At 70.2% G+C, this 16,673-nt stretch carries 17 protein-coding genes and 1 riboswitch; of the genes, 4 read left to right on the top strand and 13 right to left on the bottom strand.

Annotated elements, in window-relative coordinates; all coding sequences use genetic code 11:
- Nucleotides 1-47: 47 nt before the first annotated feature.
- Nucleotides 48-1,208, bottom strand: a complete 1,161-nt coding sequence (locus tag ACGFY5_RS20760; protein ID WP_392721950.1) for an MFS transporter — start codon at nt 1,206-1,208, stop codon at nt 48-50.
- Nucleotides 1,209-1,378: 170 nt separating this feature from the next.
- Between ACGFY5_RS20760 and ACGFY5_RS20755 the strand changes: the two genes are divergently transcribed.
- Nucleotides 1,379-1,885 carry a nuclear transport factor 2 family protein gene (locus ACGFY5_RS20755; RefSeq protein ID WP_392721948.1) on the top strand — a complete coding sequence of 169 codons (507 nt, stop codon included), beginning with the start codon at nt 1,379-1,381 and terminating at the stop codon, nt 1,883-1,885.
- Here ACGFY5_RS20755 and ACGFY5_RS20750 read toward each other — a convergent pair.
- The 4 genes from ACGFY5_RS20750 to ACGFY5_RS20735 are packed head-to-tail and all read right to left on the bottom strand — an operon-like array spanning nt 1,882 to nt 5,341.
- Entirely contained in the window at nt 1,882-2,571 is a 690-nt protein-coding gene (locus tag ACGFY5_RS20750; protein WP_392721946.1) for a FadR/GntR family transcriptional regulator, read from the bottom strand. The genes ACGFY5_RS20755 and ACGFY5_RS20750 overlap by 4 nt on opposite strands.
- Nucleotides 2,568-3,410 carry a sterol desaturase family protein gene (locus ACGFY5_RS20745; RefSeq protein ID WP_392721944.1) on the bottom strand — a complete coding sequence of 281 codons (843 nt, stop codon included), beginning with the start codon at nt 3,408-3,410 and terminating at the stop codon, nt 2,568-2,570. Before ACGFY5_RS20745 ends, ACGFY5_RS20750 begins: the two co-directional genes overlap by 4 nt.
- Nucleotides 3,411-3,442: 32 nt before the next feature.
- Complete coding sequence (locus tag ACGFY5_RS20740; RefSeq protein WP_392721943.1) at nt 3,443-4,096, bottom strand: TetR/AcrR family transcriptional regulator; 654 nt, start codon at nt 4,094-4,096, stop codon at nt 3,443-3,445.
- A gap of 48 nt (nt 4,097-4,144) precedes the next feature.
- The gene (locus ACGFY5_RS20735) at nt 4,145-5,341 is read right to left on the bottom strand and encodes a cytochrome P450 (protein WP_392722569.1); all 1,197 of its coding nucleotides are present in this window, start codon (nt 5,339-5,341) and stop codon (nt 4,145-4,147) included.
- A 184-nt stretch (nt 5,342-5,525) separates the two neighbouring features.
- A riboswitch (SAM riboswitch) is annotated at nt 5,526-5,645 on the top strand.
- A gap of 36 nt (nt 5,646-5,681) precedes the next feature.
- On the opposite strand from ACGFY5_RS20735, the gene ACGFY5_RS20730 reads away from it, so the two are divergent.
- The gene (locus tag ACGFY5_RS20730) at nt 5,682-6,956 is read left to right on the top strand and encodes an aminotransferase class V-fold PLP-dependent enzyme (RefSeq protein WP_392722568.1); all 1,275 of its coding nucleotides are present in this window, start codon (nt 5,682-5,684) and stop codon (nt 6,954-6,956) included.
- Nucleotides 6,957-6,995: 39 nt separating this feature from the next.
- Here ACGFY5_RS20730 and ACGFY5_RS20725 read toward each other — a convergent pair whose 3' ends face one another.
- The 6 genes from ACGFY5_RS20725 to ACGFY5_RS20700 form a co-directional block, all read right to left on the bottom strand.
- Nucleotides 6,996-7,772, bottom strand: coding sequence for an ABC transporter ATP-binding protein (locus ACGFY5_RS20725; RefSeq protein WP_392721942.1), 777 nt, complete (start codon nt 7,770-7,772; stop codon nt 6,996-6,998).
- A complete protein-coding gene (locus ACGFY5_RS20720; RefSeq protein ID WP_392721940.1) occupies nt 7,769-8,548 on the bottom strand; it encodes an ATP-binding cassette domain-containing protein in 780 nt (259 codons plus the stop codon). Before ACGFY5_RS20720 ends, ACGFY5_RS20725 begins: the two co-directional genes overlap by 4 nt.
- A complete protein-coding gene (locus ACGFY5_RS20715) occupies nt 8,545-9,372 on the bottom strand; it encodes an ABC transporter permease (protein WP_392721939.1) in 828 nt (275 codons plus the stop codon). The genes ACGFY5_RS20720 and ACGFY5_RS20715 overlap by 4 nt, the downstream gene beginning before the upstream one ends.
- The gene (locus ACGFY5_RS20710) at nt 9,369-10,319 is read right to left on the bottom strand and encodes an ABC transporter permease (protein WP_392721938.1); all 951 of its coding nucleotides are present in this window, start codon (nt 10,317-10,319) and stop codon (nt 9,369-9,371) included. The genes ACGFY5_RS20715 and ACGFY5_RS20710 overlap by 4 nt, the downstream gene beginning before the upstream one ends.
- A gap of 1 nt (nt 10,320) precedes the next feature.
- Complete coding sequence (locus ACGFY5_RS20705) at nt 10,321-11,811, bottom strand: ABC transporter substrate-binding protein (protein WP_392721936.1); 1,491 nt, start codon at nt 11,809-11,811, stop codon at nt 10,321-10,323.
- A gap of 84 nt (nt 11,812-11,895) precedes the next feature.
- Nucleotides 11,896-12,600, bottom strand: coding sequence for a DUF1684 domain-containing protein (locus ACGFY5_RS20700; protein WP_392721934.1), 705 nt, complete (start codon nt 12,598-12,600; stop codon nt 11,896-11,898).
- A 215-nt stretch (nt 12,601-12,815) separates the two neighbouring features.
- Between ACGFY5_RS20700 and ACGFY5_RS20695 the strand changes: the two genes are divergently transcribed.
- Entirely contained in the window at nt 12,816-13,172 is a 357-nt protein-coding gene (locus ACGFY5_RS20695) for a YciI family protein (protein WP_392721932.1), read from the top strand.
- A 75-nt stretch (nt 13,173-13,247) separates the two neighbouring features.
- Here ACGFY5_RS20695 and ACGFY5_RS20690 read toward each other — a convergent pair whose 3' ends face one another.
- On the bottom strand, nt 13,248-13,841 hold the full coding sequence (locus tag ACGFY5_RS20690; protein WP_392721931.1) for a hypothetical protein: 594 nt from the start codon (nt 13,839-13,841) through the stop codon (nt 13,248-13,250).
- 54 nt (nt 13,842-13,895) lie between these two features.
- Between ACGFY5_RS20690 and ACGFY5_RS20685 the strand changes: the two genes are divergently transcribed.
- Entirely contained in the window at nt 13,896-14,348 is a 453-nt protein-coding gene (locus tag ACGFY5_RS20685; RefSeq protein WP_392721930.1) for a DUF309 domain-containing protein, read from the top strand.
- Here the strand turns inward: ACGFY5_RS20685 and ACGFY5_RS20680 are convergent.
- Nucleotides 14,336-16,648, bottom strand: coding sequence for an ATP-binding protein (locus ACGFY5_RS20680; protein ID WP_392721928.1), 2,313 nt, complete (start codon nt 16,646-16,648; stop codon nt 14,336-14,338). The genes ACGFY5_RS20685 and ACGFY5_RS20680 overlap by 13 nt on opposite strands.
- Nucleotides 16,649-16,673: the final 25 nt, after the last annotated feature.

Below are 16,673 nucleotides of genomic sequence, written 5' to 3'. Positions count from 1 at the left end.
GACGGCTCCGTTAATCCCAACGGCACGCTACTCGCTGTGATTCCGCCCTACCCATCGGCAGTCTCGAGGCGATACCGCCGCACTGTGGGCAGGGCCACTGCGAGGGCGAGCGCGCCCAGGACGCAGGCGGCTCCGCCGAGGGCGGCGCCCGCGGCGGGGCCGACGAGCGAGCCGACCGCACCGGCACGCGCATTGCCGAGCTGGGGGCCGCCCGCGCCCACGACGAAGTCCACGCCGCTGATCCGCCCGCGCAGCTCGTCCGGCGTCGTCAGCTGCAGGATCGTGCCGCGGAACACCACCGTGACGACGTCCGCCGCGCCCGCGACCACCAGGCACACCACGCCGAGCCAGAGCGCCGGACTCAGCCCGAGGCCGACGATCGCCGCTCCCCAGCACCCGACCGCCAGGAGCATCGCCACGCCCTGGCGACGGATTCCGCCCAGCGGACCGGACAGCACACCGGCCACCAACCCGCCCAGCCCGACCGCCGCGTAGAGCAGGCTCGCCGTGGCCTCCCCACCGCCGAACCGGGTGGCGGCCAGCGCGGGAAACAGTGCGTGCGGCATGGCCAGGACCGTCGCGTTCAAATCGGCGAGCAGGCTGCCCGCCACCAGCGGGCTCCGCCGCGCGTACCGCAGCCCGTCGACGACCGAGCGGAGCCCGACCGCCGTGCCGCCACCCTCCGGCGGGATCGGCCGGATCCCCGACACCGCCCAGGCCGACACCGCGTAACTGACCGCGTCGACCAGGTACACGGCGGCGACCCCCACGGTCGCGATCAACCCACCCGCGATCAACGGACCGATCAACGCGCTGACCTGCCAACCCAGGTGGGTGAGCGCGGCGGCGGCCGGCAGCAGCGCCGGGGGTAGGAGACGGGGCGCGAACGTCCGCCGGGCAGGCGTGTCCACCGCGGAGAGCGCGGACTGCGCCGCCGCCAGCACGTACAGCAGCCAGAGCTGACGCAGATCGAGCAGCGCCTGGGCGGTGAGCAGCGCGGCCACGATCGCGAGGCCGACGCTCATGACCAGGACGAGCCGCCGCCGGTCGACGGCGTCGGCGATCGAGCCTCCGAGGAGCCCCAGGGCGAGCGTCGGCACCATCGTGACCAGGCCGATCGCGCCGACCGCGAACGACGACCCGGTGATCTCCCACACCTGGATCGCCAGCGCGACAGCGGTCATGCCGGTGCCGATGGCCGAGACCATGTGGCCACCCCAGACTCTCCGGAACTCGGGTGAGGTCCGGAGTGGACGGGTGTCTGCCAGGAGTTGTGCCACGGTCCGGGAACCTAGCCAGGCCCTCCGACAAAACTGAACCGTCGACACCGCGTAGACATTCACGCTACCGTCACGAGCACCCCGTCGAGGAGGTCACGATGCCCACCACCATCGAAACCACGACCGCCCAGTGGCGTGCTGCCGGCGAGAACGGCGACGCCGAGGCGGCCACTGCCTGCCTCGCCGAGAACGCCGTCGCGATCTCGCCGCTCACGGCCGCGTTCCGCTTCGAGGGCCGTGTACAGGTCCGCGAGATGCTCGTCGCCGCGGTGCAGGTCTTCGACGACGTGCGCTACCACACCGAGGTCGGCGACGACCGCACCCGCGCGCTGTTCATGACCGGTCGCGCCGGCACGGAGCAGTTCGAAGAGGCCCAGCTACTGCGATTCGACGACGCGGGCCGGATCGTCGAGCTGACGCTGTTCGGGCGGCCACTCCCCGCGTTGACGCAGGTGATGAGCACGATCGGCCCGCTCCTGGTGCGGGAACAGGGTCGCCCGGGGCTCGCCCGCGTCCTCAGGGCCGCCACCGCCCCACTCCACGCCATGACCCGCCTCGGCGAACGCACCCTCGTCCCGTTGGCCGACCCCAACCGCCGCCGCTAGAGGCGGGAAAGCATCACTGACGTCAGTCGGCGGGCAGCGGCGGCGGCGCCGTCGGCGTCGCCCGATGCGATCGCTGTGGCGAGCACCCGCTGAGTGGGGAGATCCGCGGCCTCGGGAGCGGCGAGTTCCCGCGTCACCTCCGCGTTCTGGTTCATCGCGAGGACCAGGCTGTTGTAGGAGAGCTGGTACGCGAGGTTGTCACCGGCGACGATGATCAACCGCCAGAACTGCTCGTAGCGCTCGGCGAGCACGACCGGGTCGGTGACCCCCACCGAACCGGTCAGGTACTCCTCGATCTCGCCGGCCGCGTCCGCCGAAGCCCGGTTGGCGGCCAACCGCGCCGCGTCCACACCGATAGCGAGCCGCATCTCCAGCGCCGACCGCAGGATCGCGCTCCCCGGCAACTCCAGCGACGCCGCCAGATCACCGAGCAGCTCGAGTCCGGCCGAAACTCGCCAGTCCAGCACCCGGGTGGCGCCACCGTGGCTCACCTCGACCAGTCGCGCCTGCTGCAACCGCCGGATCGCCTCCCGCAGCCCGTGCCGCGCCACTCCGAACTCCTCGGCGAGCGTCCGCTCGCCCGGCAGCGACGAACCGGCAGCGAGCGACCCGGTCAGGATCGCATCCCGCAACTGCCGGTAGACCGCGTCGGACACACCGCTGCGCGCAATCGGACTGAAGGTCACGCCGCAGACTTTACGGGCGGAACCCATCCCGGCCCGCGCAGCAGGTGACCCACCCGATGACGCCAGCACGACGCCCCTCGCACCGCGCGGGCGATCTTTCCGTACTCCCCGAACGCCACCCGCACGGGGTTGTACGTCTCGATGTTCCTGGTCAGACCGTAGACGACCCGCTCGCCCTCGGGCTCGAACGTCCGGAAGAGTCGGTCCCAGATGATAAGGATTCCCCCGTAGTTGCGGTCGAGGTAGACCTGCTGCGTGCCGTGGTGCACCCGATGGTGGGAGGGCGTATTGAACACCGCTTCGTACCAGCGCGGCATCGTCCCGATGCGTTCGGTGTGGAGGAAGAACTGGTAGATCAGGTTCACGGAGAGCTGGAAAAAGATCATCCACGGCGGGATGCCGATCGCCGCTAGCGGAAGCCAGAACGGCAACGCGGTGAACGGCGTCCACGGCTGCCGGAGCGCGGTGGAGAAGTTGTAGCGCCGGCTCGAGTGGTGCACCACATGCGACGCCCACAGGATCCGCACCTCGTGGTGCGACCGGTGGTACCAGTAATAGGCCAGGTCGTCGGCGAAGAACAACAGCACCCACGTCCCGATCGACGTCGGGTCGAGCCGCAACGGCGTCAGCGCGTACACCCCGGCCAGGGCCGCCAGCGTGACGATCTTCCAGAACGCCTCCACCACGAGGAACCCGAGCCCCATCGAGAGGCTCGTCACCGTGTCCCACGCGGTGTACCCGAGTTCGCTTTCGTCGCTCAGCAGCCGGTAGGAGGCGATTTCCAGCGCCACGCACAGCACGAAAACCGGTACGGCGAACACGAGCACGTATTCGGTCATGCGGGCCAGCTTACGTCCGCTGGTTCACTGGTTCAACCAGTATGCGGCAAAGCGTCGATGGCCGCGATCAGAAGGTCGAGGCCGAACTCGAAGTCAGCCTCGGGGTCGTGCGCCAGCAGCGCCGACGCGGATGCCACGACGTGCGGGAACTTCGCCGGGTCCACCCGTTTGATCCCCGGATCCTCCGACACCCGATCGAGAAGCTGCCCGAGCCAGAGCGCCTGCAGTTGCGAGCCGACCGCGTAGGCCATCAGCGCGTGCACGATCCGCACCGCGGTGGCGCCTTCGAAGCCGGCTTCCGCTGCGAGCGCGAGCGCGCGTTCGGCCAGGCGCGACGCCGCGGTGGTGTCGATCGAATGGGTCAGCACCACCCGCATGGAGTGTGGGTACTCGTGGGCCGCGGTCCGGAACGCGCGGACGAGGGCGCGGGCCTCGCCCTGCCAGTCGCCGGTACCGGCGGGCACCGTGTCGAGCCCCGCGACGACGTACTCGGCGACCCCCTCCATGAGGGCGGCCTTGTTCGGCACGTGGTTGTAGAGCGACATCACCGCGACGCCGAGCTCGGCCGCCACCGCGCGCATCGACAGTGCGTCGACGCCGTGCCGCTCGATCAGCTCGACCGCGGCGTGCACGATCCGCTCGCGCGTCAGCACTTGCCGCACCACGGGCTCCGGACCTCTGCGCACGTCAGCTCCTTTCTGTCCCCTAGGTAGGCATACAACGCGCAGCGCCAGCTATCCGAGGTGGACGGGAAGTTCGTCGTAGCCGCGCAGGGTGCGGGTGGGGCGCCGGCGACCCGGGCCAGCCGGACGAACGTTCGGGTAGCGCTCGAACAGTCGGCGCAGCGCCTCCTCCCCCTCGATCCGGGCGAGCGACGCCCCCAGGCAGTAGTGGATACCGCTGGAGAACGCGAGGTGCTCCTTGGCGTTCCCCCGGTGCACGTCGAAGCGCTCGGGGTCGTCGAACACCTCCGGATCACGGTTCGCCCCGCCGATGAGGATCGAGAGGAACGTGCCCTGACGCACCTTCACCCCCGCCACCTCGGTGTCGCGCAGCGCCCGCCGCGCCGTGTTCTGCACGGGCGACTCGTACCGCAGAATCTCCTCGACCGCGTTGCCCCACTCCACACCGTCCAGCTGGTCCCGGTGCGACATCAGCAGCGCCGCACCGTTGCCGATCAGGTTCACCGTCGTCTCGAACCCGGCAGCGAGCAGCAACCCGGCGATCGCCAGCAGCTCGTTCTCGTCGAGATCGTTGTCGTCGTGGATCAGGCGGCTGATCAGGTCGTCACCCGGTTCGCGACGCAGCCGGGCGAAGTGGCCGCTCATCCAGTCGTTGAGCTGGCGGATCGCGGCATCCACCCGGCGGTACTCGCGATAGGAGAGTCCGATGTCGAGCACCGGAGCCGCCGTGCTCCCCCACGCGACGAACTGCGGACGCATGTCGGCCGGCACACCGAGGATTTCCGCGATGATCGTCACCGGCAGCAGGCTCGCGTAGCTGCTGATCAGATCGGTGTCCCGGTCGGCACGGTCGAGCAGTTCGTCGGCGAGCTCACCGACCCGGCCGCGCAGCGACGCCATCGCCCGCGCGGTGAACACCCGGGACACCAGCCGTCGGTACCGGGTGTGCACCGGCGGATCGACGGCGAGCATCGACGGCGGCGTCACCGGGCCGATCGTCCGCTGGGGGCGGGTCATCAGCCAACGCGCCGCCGGCGGGAGCGCCTCCGGATCGGAGACGACGCCGAACGCGTCGCTGCGCAGCGCCGCCTCGGCGATGCGGTGATGAGCGGTGGCCGCCAGGAACGAGCCGCGCACGATCGGGGCGCGGTCGCGGATCTGGGTGTAGAGCGGGAACGGGTCGTCGCGAACGGACTTGTCCGAGAACAGCCGCGCCTGCAGATCACCCTGCTTGCGGGCCCGGCTCATCGCCAATCGAGCCACTCCGTGCCGTGTCGACCACGAACCGGCGGCGAGTAACTCGGCGTGCAGTCGGTTCGGACGCTGCCGGGTGTCCACGAGCGTCATCGGGCCTCCCATACGTACGACGTACGTAATACGTACATCGTACGTACGCGAGAAGTCAACGGGCCGTGTGTAAACTCCCGGCGTAGGTCATGAGTGCCAGCGCCAAGCCCCGGCTCGCTGGCCGGCAACCCTCCACGGTTCGCGGTGGGGTGCCCCGGGTGAAGACCTGGCCCAGCCGCGATCCTGCGGCGGGCAAGCGCGGACCTTGCGGGGTCCCCTGTGCCAGGAGTGACGCCTCGTGCTGACCTATGCCCTCCCCACGCCCACCGCTTCGACGTCGGGACTGTCGGTGCTCGGTGGGGACCTGCCGGTGACGCTGTTCGACGGAACCGTCACCGACCACGTCAACCTCGACTACGCCGCGACCGCCCCGTGCCTGCGCGCCGCCGCGGACGCCGTGAACGCGATCCTGCCCTGGTACGCGAGCGTGCACCGGGGCGCCGGTGCGGCGTCGCAGCGCAGCACGCTCGCCTACGAGCGGGCCCGCCAGTCGATCGGCGACTTCGTCGGCGCCCGCGCGGACGACCACGTGATCTTCACCCGCAACACCACCGACGCCCTGAACCTGCTGGCCAGGGCGCTACCGGCCGACACCACGGTGGTGGGGTGGGCCGGTGAACACCACGCCAACCTCCTCCCCTGGACCAACACGATCTCCCTCCCGGTCCCCCACACCGTCGCCGAAGCCGTCTCGGGTCTGGAAGCGAACCTGGCCGGCCTCACCGGGCCCGTGCTGGTGACTGTTACCGGAGCGTCGAACGTGACCGGGGAGGTGTGGCCGCTCGCTGCGCTCATCGAGGTCGCGCACCGGTACGGCGCACGGATCGCCGTGGACGCCGCGCAGCTCGCACCGCATCGACCGGTGTCACTCGCCACCGACGACATCGACTACCTCGCGCTCTCCGGACACAAGCTCTACGCCCCGTTCGGCGCCGGTGTCCTCGCCGGGCGCGCCGACTGGCTCGACGCCGCCGACCCGTATCTCGCCGGCGGAGGCGCCACCGCGTACGTCGCACCGGTGACGAACGGCGACCTGATCGGGTACGCGGTCGACTGGAACTCCGGACCCGCGCGGCACGAGGCGGGAACGCCGAACCTCCTGGGCGCTGTCGCCCTGGCCGCGGTATGCGAGGCGCTCACCGCGGCGGACCGAACCACCCTTGCCGCCGAAGAGAACGCCCTGGTGCAGCAGCTGCGGGACGGGCTCGCAGCCCTCCCGGGCGTCGGCGAACTCCGCACGTTCCCCGACGGACACGACCGCGTCGGTATCGTCAGCTTCGCGGTGGCGGGAGTGTCCGCGTCGGACGTGTCCACGCACCTGGCCACCCACCACGGCATCGGCGTCCGTGACGGGCTCTTCTGCGCGCATCCCCTGACCAAGCGCCTGCTCGACGACGCCTCCGCCCGCGCGGGCGCCGACCTGGGCGCAACCGCCGTCCGCGCCAGCGTGGGCATCGGCACGACCCCGGCCCACATAGACCGCCTGCTCGCCGGAATCGCCGAACTCACCCGCTGAGCCCTGAACCCTGTGGTGGGCTATACCCCACCAAAGGGTTCACACCCCAGGCAGCCGGGGGACGCTCGCGACGAGCCGTTGCGTGTACGCGTGCGACGGCGACCCCAGCACCGTGGTCGTGTCACCCTGCTCGACGATTCGACCCTTCTCGAGCACGGCAACCTCGGAACACAAGCTCGCCACCACCGCGAGGTCGTGCGACACCATCACCAGCGTCAACCCGCGCTCTTCGCGCAAGGACGCGAGCAGGTCCACGATCCGCACGCGGGTCGAGACGTCGAGCGCGCTCACCGGTTCGTCCGCGAGCAGCACGCGCGGATTGCACACGATCGCGCGGGCGATCGCGATCCGTTGCCGCTGGCCGCCGGAGAACTCGTGCGGGTAACGGTCGACGACGTCCGGCGGCAGCCCCACCGCGTCCAGCGCCGCCGCGACGTCCCCGGCGACGCCGAGCGACCGCAGCGGCTCGGACACGATCCGCCCCACCCGTTGCCGAGGATCCAGCGACGAGTACGGGTCCTGGAACACCGTCTGCACGCTGCGCCGGAACGTCCGCCCCGCCGACGCCAGCGGTGCCCCGTCGAACAACACCGACCCGGACGACGGCCGCGCCAGCCCGAGCAGCAGCCGCAACAACGTGGTCTTTCCCGCCCCCGACTCCCCCACCAGCGCCAGACTGCGTCCCTCGGTCACCGCGACCGAAACGTCCGAAAGCACCGCCGCGGCACCCCGATACGCAAACCCGATCCCCCGAGCCTCCAACACCGCCCCCCGTGCAGTGCCGCCCGCCGCGCCCGCGGCACTTGGCGATGTCATCGCGCGCTCCAATCCAGCGCCGAATCGAGTTGGCGCGCGGCCGCTACCAGCGATCGGGTGTACGGATGCTGCGGCTCGCGCAGCAGATCGGTCAGTACGCCGGCTTCCACCGCGCGCCCCTGCGACAGCACCAAGACCCGGTCGGTCATCCGCGAGACCACGGCCAGGTCGTGGCTGATGAACAGCAGCCCCATGCCCCGGTCGCGCACCAACCCGTCCAGCAGCGTCAGCACGTCCGCCTGCACGGTGACGTCCAACGCGGTCGTCGGCTCGTCCGCGATGAGCAGCGCCGGACGGCACGCCAGCGCCATCGCGATCGCGACCCGCTGCCGTTGCCCACCGGAAATCTCGTGCGGATACGCCCGCGCGACGCGGGCAGGCAACTGGACCTCGTCGAGCGCATCGGTCACCGAGCCGCCACCGAATCGGCGCAGCGGTACCGCCACCTGTTTGCCGATCCGCATCAACGGGTCCAACGCGGTCAGCGGCTCCTGGAACACGATCGCCGCGGACCGCCCCCGCACCCCGTTCAGCACCCGCTCGGACGCACCGACCACCTCGGTGCCCCCGAGCCGCACGCTGCCCGACGCCGCCAGCCCCGCCGGCAGCAGCCCGAGCACCGCCAACGCGGTCAACGACTTCCCCGACCCCGACTCCCCGATCAGCCCGAGCCGCTCCCCCGCGTCCACGGAGAACGAAACGCCGTCCACGAGCGCGCCCTCCACGGGCCCGGAAAGCCCCGACACGGAGAGCTGCGAGACCGACAACACGCTCACGCCGACCTCCGCCGCGTCGGATCCGCCACGTCCCGCAGCCCGTCAGCGATCAGGTTCACGCCAACGACCAACAACACCAGAGCGACGCCCGGCGCGAGCGCACCGACGGGCGCGGTCAGCACCGTGGCCTGCGCCTCCTGCAGCAACTGACCCCACGAGGCGTTGGGCGGCGGCGGACCGAGCCCCAGGTACGACAGCGAGGCCTCGGCCAGAACCGCCAGCCCGAACTGCAGAGCAAGGTTGACGACGAGCGTCGGCCAGATGTTGGGCAGCACGTGTTCCCAGATCACCCGGAGCCACGGCGTACCCGAGGTCCTCGACGCGGTGATGTAGTCCTGCGCGAGCACGCGTTTCACCAGGATGCGGGTCAGCCGCGCCACGATCGCCGACATCGCGAGCCCGATCGCGAGCACCGCCGACGTCAACGACGCGCCGCGCGCGGCCACCACGAGCATCGCGAGCAGCAGCGTCGGGAACGCGATCAGGATGTCGAGCAGCGCGGCGACCGTGTCGTCCAGCCAGCGCTGCGCGAACCCGGCCGCGAGGCCGAACGCGATCCCCAGCGCGCCGCCCAGGAGCACGGCGCCCAGCCCCGTCTCCAGCGCGATCCGGGCACCGATCATCAGGCGGGTCACCAGGTCCTGGCCGAGCTTGTCGGTGCCGAGCCAGTGCGCACCGGAGGGTCCGGTGAGCCGCCCACCGGTCGTGTCGTCCGGTGCGTACGGCGTCCAGAACAGCGACACCACCGCCACCAACACGACAAGCCCGACGACCACCCCACCGACCACCAAAGCCACCGACCGCCGCCGAGACCGCCCGCTCACGACACCATCCCCGACCGCAGCCGCGGATCGATCAACCGTTGAGCCAGATCGGCGAGGAACCCGATCACCAGCACTGCAAGGGTGCTCACGAACAGCACGCCCTGGATCACCGGGTAGTCGTGCTCCGCGATCGCATCCGTCAGCAACGACCCGAGCCCCGGCAGCGCGAACACACTCTCGATCACCACGGCGCCGAGAAACGTCGTCGCCAATTCGATCCCGAGAATGGACACCACCGGCACCGCGCCGTTACGCACCCCGTGCCGGAGAAACGCCCCGGAGAACGACGACCCCAGCGACCGGGCGGTACGCAGATAATCCGACCCCACGACGTCCAACGTCGCCGACCGCACGTACCGGATCAGCGACGCCGACATCACCAGCGCAATGGTGACGATCGGCAATGCCAGCGACCGCAAGGCATCCGGAATCGAAGCCCAATCCGACGACGGGAACCCACCCGCCGGCAACACGCGCCACTGCAACGCGAACACCGTGACCAGCAGAATGCCGATCCAGAACGCCGGCACCGCGATGCCCAACTGCGAGACAGCAGAAAACACCGACCCGTACCACGTCCGCGACGCCGCGAGATACCCCACCGGCACCGCGATCACCAACGCCAGCAGAAAAGCCAACAGCGTCAACGGCACGGTCACGACCAACCGGGAGGCGATCTCCGGCCCCACCGGCAACGACGACACGAACGACGTCCCGAAAGAGAACGTCGCCAGATCCCCGAGCCACGGCAGGAACTGCGAAAGCAGCGGCCGATCCGTACCGATCTGGTGCCGCGCCGCTTCGATCTGCTCCGGCGTCGCCCCGACCGACAGCAACGCATTCGCCGGATCCCCCGGCAACAGACGCAGCAGCAGGAACAGCACGACACTGGCCAGGAACAGCGACACGATCAGAAAGGCGAGTCGCCGGAGCAGATACCGAAGCATGTCAGCTCTTCGTGATCCCGTAGACGTAGAACTGCGAGTTCAGCCCGTTGACCGGGTACCCCGACAGCGTCGACGACGCGACCACGATCTGCGGGTACAGGTACAGCCAGTCCGACGCCGCGTCGGCCGCGATCTGCTGGTTGACCTTCTTGAGCAGCTCGGTCTGAGCGGCCTCGGTGTCGGACTGCTCGGCCTGCTTCACCCACGCGGTGACCTGCGGGTTGTCGTAACCCCAGTAGAACGTGGGGTCGCCGTACCAGACCACGTCCCGGTCGTTCACGTGCTCCTGCAGCGTCGCGACGAAGTCGTGGTTCTTGTAGACCTTCGTGTACCACTCGTCCGCGGTGATCACGTTGATGTTCACAGTGATTCCGACCTTGGCCAGCTCCGATTTCACGAACGTCGCGACGGTCGGGTGCGGGTCGTAGTTCGGGGTGTCGAGCGTGAACGTGAATCCGTTCGGCAGCCCGGCCGCAGCCAGTTCCTTCTTCGCCGCCGCGACGTCGTACGCGTTCACCGAGGTCAAATCCTCGTACCACGGGTCGGTCGGCGGAACCATCGAGCCGATCAACGTGCCGTACTCGCCCCAGATCGACTGCAGCAGCTTCTTGTCGTCGATCGCCGCCGACACCGCCTTGCGCACCTCGACCTTGTCGAACGGCGCCTTCTTGTCGTTGAACGCCAGCAGGAGCTTCGTCGTCGACTTGCCGTCGTTGATCGTGTAGTCCGCATTGTCGAACTGCTTCAACGCATCCGGCGACTGCTCGGACGTCACCACGTCCACCTGGTTGGTGAGCAACGCGTTGTTCAGCGCGGTCGCCTCGGTGAAGTAGTGGAATTCCACACCGTTGTTCTTCGGCTTGGTGCCCCAGTAGCCGTCGAACCTCGTCAGGGTGAGCGTCGATCCGCGCTTCCAGGCACCGAGCTTGTACGGGCCGGTACCGTCCTCGCTGGCGTTCAGGTTCTTCGCCTGGTCGTTGATGACCCAGATGTAGCTCAGGTTGTAGACGAACGAGATCGACTTCGACGAGAGCGTCACCACGACGGTCTTGGCGTCCGGCGTCGCGATGTTCTTGATGACCTCGAAGCTGCTTTTGCGCGCCGACTGCGAGTTCGCGGCGGTGACCTTCTCGATGCTGTACTTCACGTCCGCCGAGGTCAGCGTCTTGCCCGAGTGGAACTTCACGCCGTCACGCAGCGTGAACGTATAGGTCAGGCCGTCCGGGCTCACGGTGTGGTCGGTCGCCAGCAGCGGCTCGACCTTGCCGTCGTCGGTGAGCTTGAACAGCCCCTCGTAGACGTTGCCGTTGAACGCCTCGGTGACCCCCTGGCCGCCACCGTTCGTGTTGTCCAGGTTCGACGGCTCGTACAGCGACCCGACCTGGATCGTCGCGTTCGTGTCCGGCTCCCCCGACCCGCTCCCGCCACCGCCGCAAGCGGCGAGCGCCAGAACCGCGCTGAGGATCCCGCCGATCACTGCTGTCCGTTTCACAATGCTCCTGACTACGCCACACGGCGAACCGCCGCACGCTGGGGGGTGAGATGAGGGTTACTGACCGTGCGCTGGTGCGCCTTGTCAGTGGATCGAGAAGCCGGTGCGGAACACGGGGCGTTTCTCGCCGGCCTCGATGCGGCCGGGAAAACGGTTCTGCCGCGGCGGCATCGGACAGTTGTACTCCGCCGAGAACCCGCACGGCGGCACGAACGCCCGGTTGAAGTCGAGCACGACCCGGTCCGTGCCGGCCTGCCGTTCGACGAACAGGAACCGCCCGGCGTCGTACGTGTCGACGCCGTTCGTCGCGTCGCCGAACACCAGGAGCAGCGTGCCGTCGTCGTCGAACGCGTTCAGCGTGTAGTCGGCACCGTCGTAGCGGAGCAGAATGTCGCCGGGAACCGCGAGATCCCGGGTGCGCCCGTTGTCCTGCAGATGCTCGAACGCGACGAGTTTCGGCTGCGGATCGCTACGGAGCGTCGCTTCCAGTACCAGCGCGGGATCGTACGGGAACGCGTCGATCCGGACGAAGTGCGAAATAGCTGGAGACTGCGGGTGCCACCGCCGCAACCCGTGCTCCACCGCACCGGTGACGATGTTCCGCCGCTGCAGCCGGGTGACCGTCTCCCCGTCGCGCGAGTCCAGTTCCGGTTCCGGCTCTCCCGGCCCTGACCAGCGGGTCTCCACCAGCGCGAGGTTCCCGGTGGGCGACGTGACGGCGGCTTCCCGGCGGGTGCGCCAGGCTTCCCACTCGGCGACGGCGGGACTGGTCGAGGCGTGTGCGGACATCGGGGCAGGGCTCACTTCGGCGGTGGGACGGGCCGCTCCGCGCACTGCGGAACCGACCACGGTGGGTGACGTTACGTCCTGCAAACCCTATCGAGCCGATCGGGTATTCCACCTCATGGGCTAGGTCACACGATTGCCGTTCCGCCCAGCGCTGGTCAGCTACCGTTCTCCGCATATCGGCCAGGCGGCTGGCGCGCAGCCGATAGTGTTCGCGAATGTTCGTTGTGACACTCACTTACGTCGCTGATATCTCCGAAGTGGACGCCGAAGAGGAGGCCCACCTCGCCTGGCTCGACAGCCAGTTCGCCGACGGTGTGTTCGTGGCCTCGGGTCGGCGCGTGCCGCGCCACGGTGGCGTGATCTTCGCCGACAACGTCGATCGCGAGGAGCTCAACCGGCGCCTCTCGCTCGACCCCTACGCCGAGAAGTGCCTGGCCGACTACACCGTGGTCGAGTTCGACCCCACGCGGGTAGCGCCCGGCTTCGAAAAGTTACGCTCCGACACCGCGGGTACCGGCGTGGCCGGCGTCCCCCCGCGTTCCACCCCGGCCGAGGACCCCACCGAGGCGTGAGCCCGGCTCGCGCCGCGCTCACGCGCGGCGCGAGCCCCGGGGGTGCCGCGGTCCGTGCGTGTGCGCCGCGGCTGCTCAGTCCGCGGCGGGTGGAGCCGGGGCCGGGTGGGCGTTCAGGGCGGTGCCCGGTTCGAACGCGCCGGTGATCAGCGTGTCCGCGCAGTAGTCCGGCGAGACGAAGATCTTGCGGGCGCCGCTGAACCCGTCGTAGGCGAACAGGAACACTCGAACCGCGGCGTCCTCGTGCTCGCGCAGCAGCGTGGGCAGTTCGACCGACGGGTCGAGGCCGACGCGTTCGAGCTCCTCCGGCGGCACCTTGCCCAGGCACAGCCGCACGTACCGGTACCCGTCCCGCTGGAGCCGCGGCAGCCAGGTGATCGACGTCGGCAGCTCGACCAGCGACATCGGCGAACCGGCCCCGTCGACCTCGTGCGGCAGGCGTAACTGCGCCCAGACCTGCAGGTCGATCGCGTTCCGGCGGCCGACGTTGACGATCTTGACCCGTGGCATGTCGAAGTCGGTACCGGTCAGGTCGGCGTCCGCGGGCGCGACCATCAGGTCCGACCAGGCGATCCTGGGCGCCAGGCGGCGACTGAACCACCACCAGAACAGGAACGACGTCAGCATGCCGGTGGGCACGCTGATGAGCGTCGAGAGGATGATCTCCACAGCGCCACAGTGGACAGGATGCCCCGCACGCGTGCATCCGAATATCGTGAAGTCATGCGCAGCGACCGGGATCGGGACATGGAGGGGCGGCCTCGCCAGGCTCGGCCGCGCGACTCGATGGGACGTCCGCTGAACTACGGCGACCCGAATGGCGTCGATCCGGTGTCGGAAGAGCCGTTGCCGCCTCCGCAGACGCTCGACGAAGCTCAGCGACTCCTGGACGGTGGGCGCGCTTTTTCGGCCCACGAGGTGCTCGAAGCGGCCTGGAAGGCCGCACCCGAACCTGAGCGGGAGCTGTGGCAGGGGCTCGCACAGTTCTGCGTGGGCATTACGCACGCCCAGCGCGGCAACCGGGCCGGCTCCGCGACGCTCCTGGCCCGGGGTGTGGCGCGCTTGCGTCCGTACGCCGACGCACCACCGCACGGGGTGAACGTCAAAGGCCTCCTGACCTGGTACGACACCCACCGCGACGCCCCCGAGAAAGCCGCCCCACCTCACCTCACGTGAAGATCGACCTCCGCCAGCAACGCCATCACGTCGATCGGCTTGGCGAGGAACGCGTCCGCTCCGGCGCCCCGGAGACGCTGCTCGGCACCCCCGGAGACGTCCGCGGTCACGACCACGATCGGGGTCCGGCGCAGCACCGGGTCCGCGTGGTGGCGCACCGCGGCCAGTAGTTCGTCGCCGGAGAGCCCGGGCAGGTGCACGTCGAGCAGCACGAGCGCGGGCCGGAGCTCCTCCAGCAGCCGCAGCCCCGACGGGCCGTCGGGCGCCACGACGAGGTTGAGCTGCTCCCGCTTGCTCAGGACGCGCTGCACGAGCGTCACGTTCGCCGGGTTGTCCTCGACGTAGAGCACGGTGGACGTGGAGACGTCCGGCGACACCGGCGCGGTCCCGGCGACGATCAGCTCGACCGCGTCGTCGGGGCCGGTCGCGCTGGCGGGGAGGTCGATCTGGAACGTGCTGCCGAACCCCGCGACGCTGCTCACGCCGATCCGCGCGCCCATCGCCTCGAGCAGGCTCTTGACCAGCGACAGGCCCAGTCCGGTGCCTTCGACGCCGGTCCGCTCGGCGCCGAGGCGCTCGAACGGCACGAACACGTCGTCGAGGCGGTCGGCGGGGATGCCGAGGCCGGTGTCGGTGACCGTGATCCGCAGCCAGTTCGCGGCCTGGGGGGCCACCCGGCTGCCCTGGTCGTCGGCGGGGTGGAAATCGACGGTGACGCGGCCACCGGGCCGGTTGTACTTCACCGCGTTGGACAGCAGGTTGAGCAGCACCTGGCGCAGCCGCTGCCGGTCGGCGCGCGCGACCATGCCGGTGGTGGCCAGCGTGGGGCGCTCGAGCGTGAGGGCGGCCTCCTCGGCGGCCGGCCGCATCAGCGTGAGCGCTTCCTCGACGAGCGGCTCGACGTGCACACTCTCGACCGAGAGCGAGAGCCGCCCGGTCTCGATCCGGGCGACGTCGAGCGCGTCGTTGAGTACCGCGAGCAGGTGGCGTCCGGCGCGGAGGATCTGGCCGAGGTTGTCCGCGTCGATCGGTGAGAGCTCCGCGGACTCGAGCAGCTGGGCGAAGCCGAGGATCGCGTTGAGCGGCGTTCGCAGCTCGTGGCTCATCCGGGAGAGGAACTCACCCTTCGCGCGGTTCGAGCGTTCGGCGCGGTCGCGGGCCTGCTCGGCGCGGTCCCTGGCGACGTTCGCGTTCAGCGTCTCCTGACGTCGTTCGGTGACGTCGTGGAGCGTGCCGGCGAACCCGACGGCGTTGCCGGAGGCGTCGAGCAGCGGGCCGCCCTGTACCTCCATCCAGCGTGGGTTGCCGTCGCGGTCGCGGAAACGCACGTCGCGGACGGCGGAGCCGGGGCGGCCGGGGCGCGACGTCTCGGCCATGTGCTCGGCGGCGACCTGGCGGTCGTCGGGGTGGACGCCGTCCATCGCGCCCTGGCCGATCACGTCCGCGGCCGGGATGCCGGTGAACTGCGTGAACGCCGGGTTGACGTAGGCGATGCGGCCCAGGGTGTCGATCTGCACGACCACCGAGCCGAGTTGCTCGAGGAGCGTCCGGGCGTGCTGGTCGGCGGACTCCTCGGTGAGCAGCGACGCCCGACGCGCGATCGCGGCACCGATCAGCGAACCGGCGCCGACCGCGATCTCACCGCGGTCGCTGCCGCGCAGGTGCTCGACCACCGCGTTCTCGTTCAGGACGCCGCCGATGCGGATGGCGGCGGTGACCAGGCCTCCGTGCGACACCGGGATCAGTACGGCCGGGCCGCCGAGGCTGGTGTCGTCGACGATGGGTCGGCCCTCGTCGAGGCGCTGCCACTGGACGTCGCTGAGCCCGGGCGCGGCGCCGATACCGGGCGCGCCGGCGGGCAACCCGGGCAACGGCGCCGGTCCCGCCGCCGGAGTCAGCGCCGGCGGGACCGGCGCGGCGTGCCCACCGGGCTCCGGAGCAGGCGGCAACCCGGGCATGAGCCCCGGCGCATCCGCCAGGCTCACGCGCACGGGCCGCCCAGCGCTCGGCCGCCCGGATTCGGGCAGTTCGGCGTTCGGCCGCCCAGATTCGGGCAGTTCGACGCTCGGCCGCCCGGACTCGGGCGGGCGTGCGCCCGGGGCATCCGCGAGCGGAAACGGGGTGGTGGGGTCGGTGGGGCGGACGACCAGTTCGCCCCGGCGGCCGCCGACGAACGCGGTGACCGCGACCACCGAGAGCTCGAGCGCACTGTCCAGCGCCGCCACCGACGGCGACGCGGACAGCAGCGCGCCGACCTCGACGAGCAACTCGACGCCGGTCCGGTCCGTAAGGTTCGTCACCTCACTTGAATCGGCCCGGCCCGCC

Source organism: Cryptosporangium sp. NPDC048952 (assembly GCF_043197895.1).
Classification (GTDB): domain Bacteria; phylum Actinomycetota; class Actinomycetes; order Mycobacteriales; family Cryptosporangiaceae; genus Cryptosporangium.
Note: the sequence above shows the minus strand (reverse complement) of the source record. Positions and strands in the feature narration are given on the sequence as shown.

What these genes read in the sequence shown, in the direction of transcription:
- ACGFY5_RS20735 (WP_392722569.1), bottom strand. Translation starts at nt 5,341, where the DNA reads ATGAGCCGGGCCCGCAAGCAGGGTGATCTGCAGGCGCGGCTGTTCTCG.
- ACGFY5_RS20695 (WP_392721932.1), top strand. Translation starts at nt 12,816, where the DNA reads ATGTTCGTTGTGACACTCACTTACGTCGCTGATATCTCCGAAGTGGAC.
- ACGFY5_RS20685 (WP_392721930.1), top strand. Translation starts at nt 13,896, where the DNA reads ATGCGCAGCGACCGGGATCGGGACATGGAGGGGCGGCCTCGCCAGGCT.
- ACGFY5_RS20760 (WP_392721950.1), bottom strand. Translation starts at nt 1,208, where the DNA reads ATGGTCTCGGCCATCGGCACCGGCATGACCGCTGTCGCGCTGGCGATC.
- ACGFY5_RS20710 (WP_392721938.1), bottom strand. Translation starts at nt 10,319, where the DNA reads ATGCTTCGGTATCTGCTCCGGCGACTCGCCTTTCTGATCGTGTCGCTG.
- ACGFY5_RS20700 (WP_392721934.1), bottom strand. Translation starts at nt 12,600, where the DNA reads ATGTCCGCACACGCCTCGACCAGTCCCGCCGTCGCCGAGTGGGAAGCC.
- ACGFY5_RS20725 (WP_392721942.1), bottom strand. Translation starts at nt 7,772, where the DNA reads ATGACATCGCCAAGTGCCGCGGGCGCGGCGGGCGGCACTGCACGGGGG.
- ACGFY5_RS20755 (WP_392721948.1), top strand. Translation starts at nt 1,379, where the DNA reads ATGCCCACCACCATCGAAACCACGACCGCCCAGTGGCGTGCTGCCGGC.
- ACGFY5_RS20745 (WP_392721944.1), bottom strand. Translation starts at nt 3,410, where the DNA reads ATGACCGAATACGTGCTCGTGTTCGCCGTACCGGTTTTCGTGCTGTGC.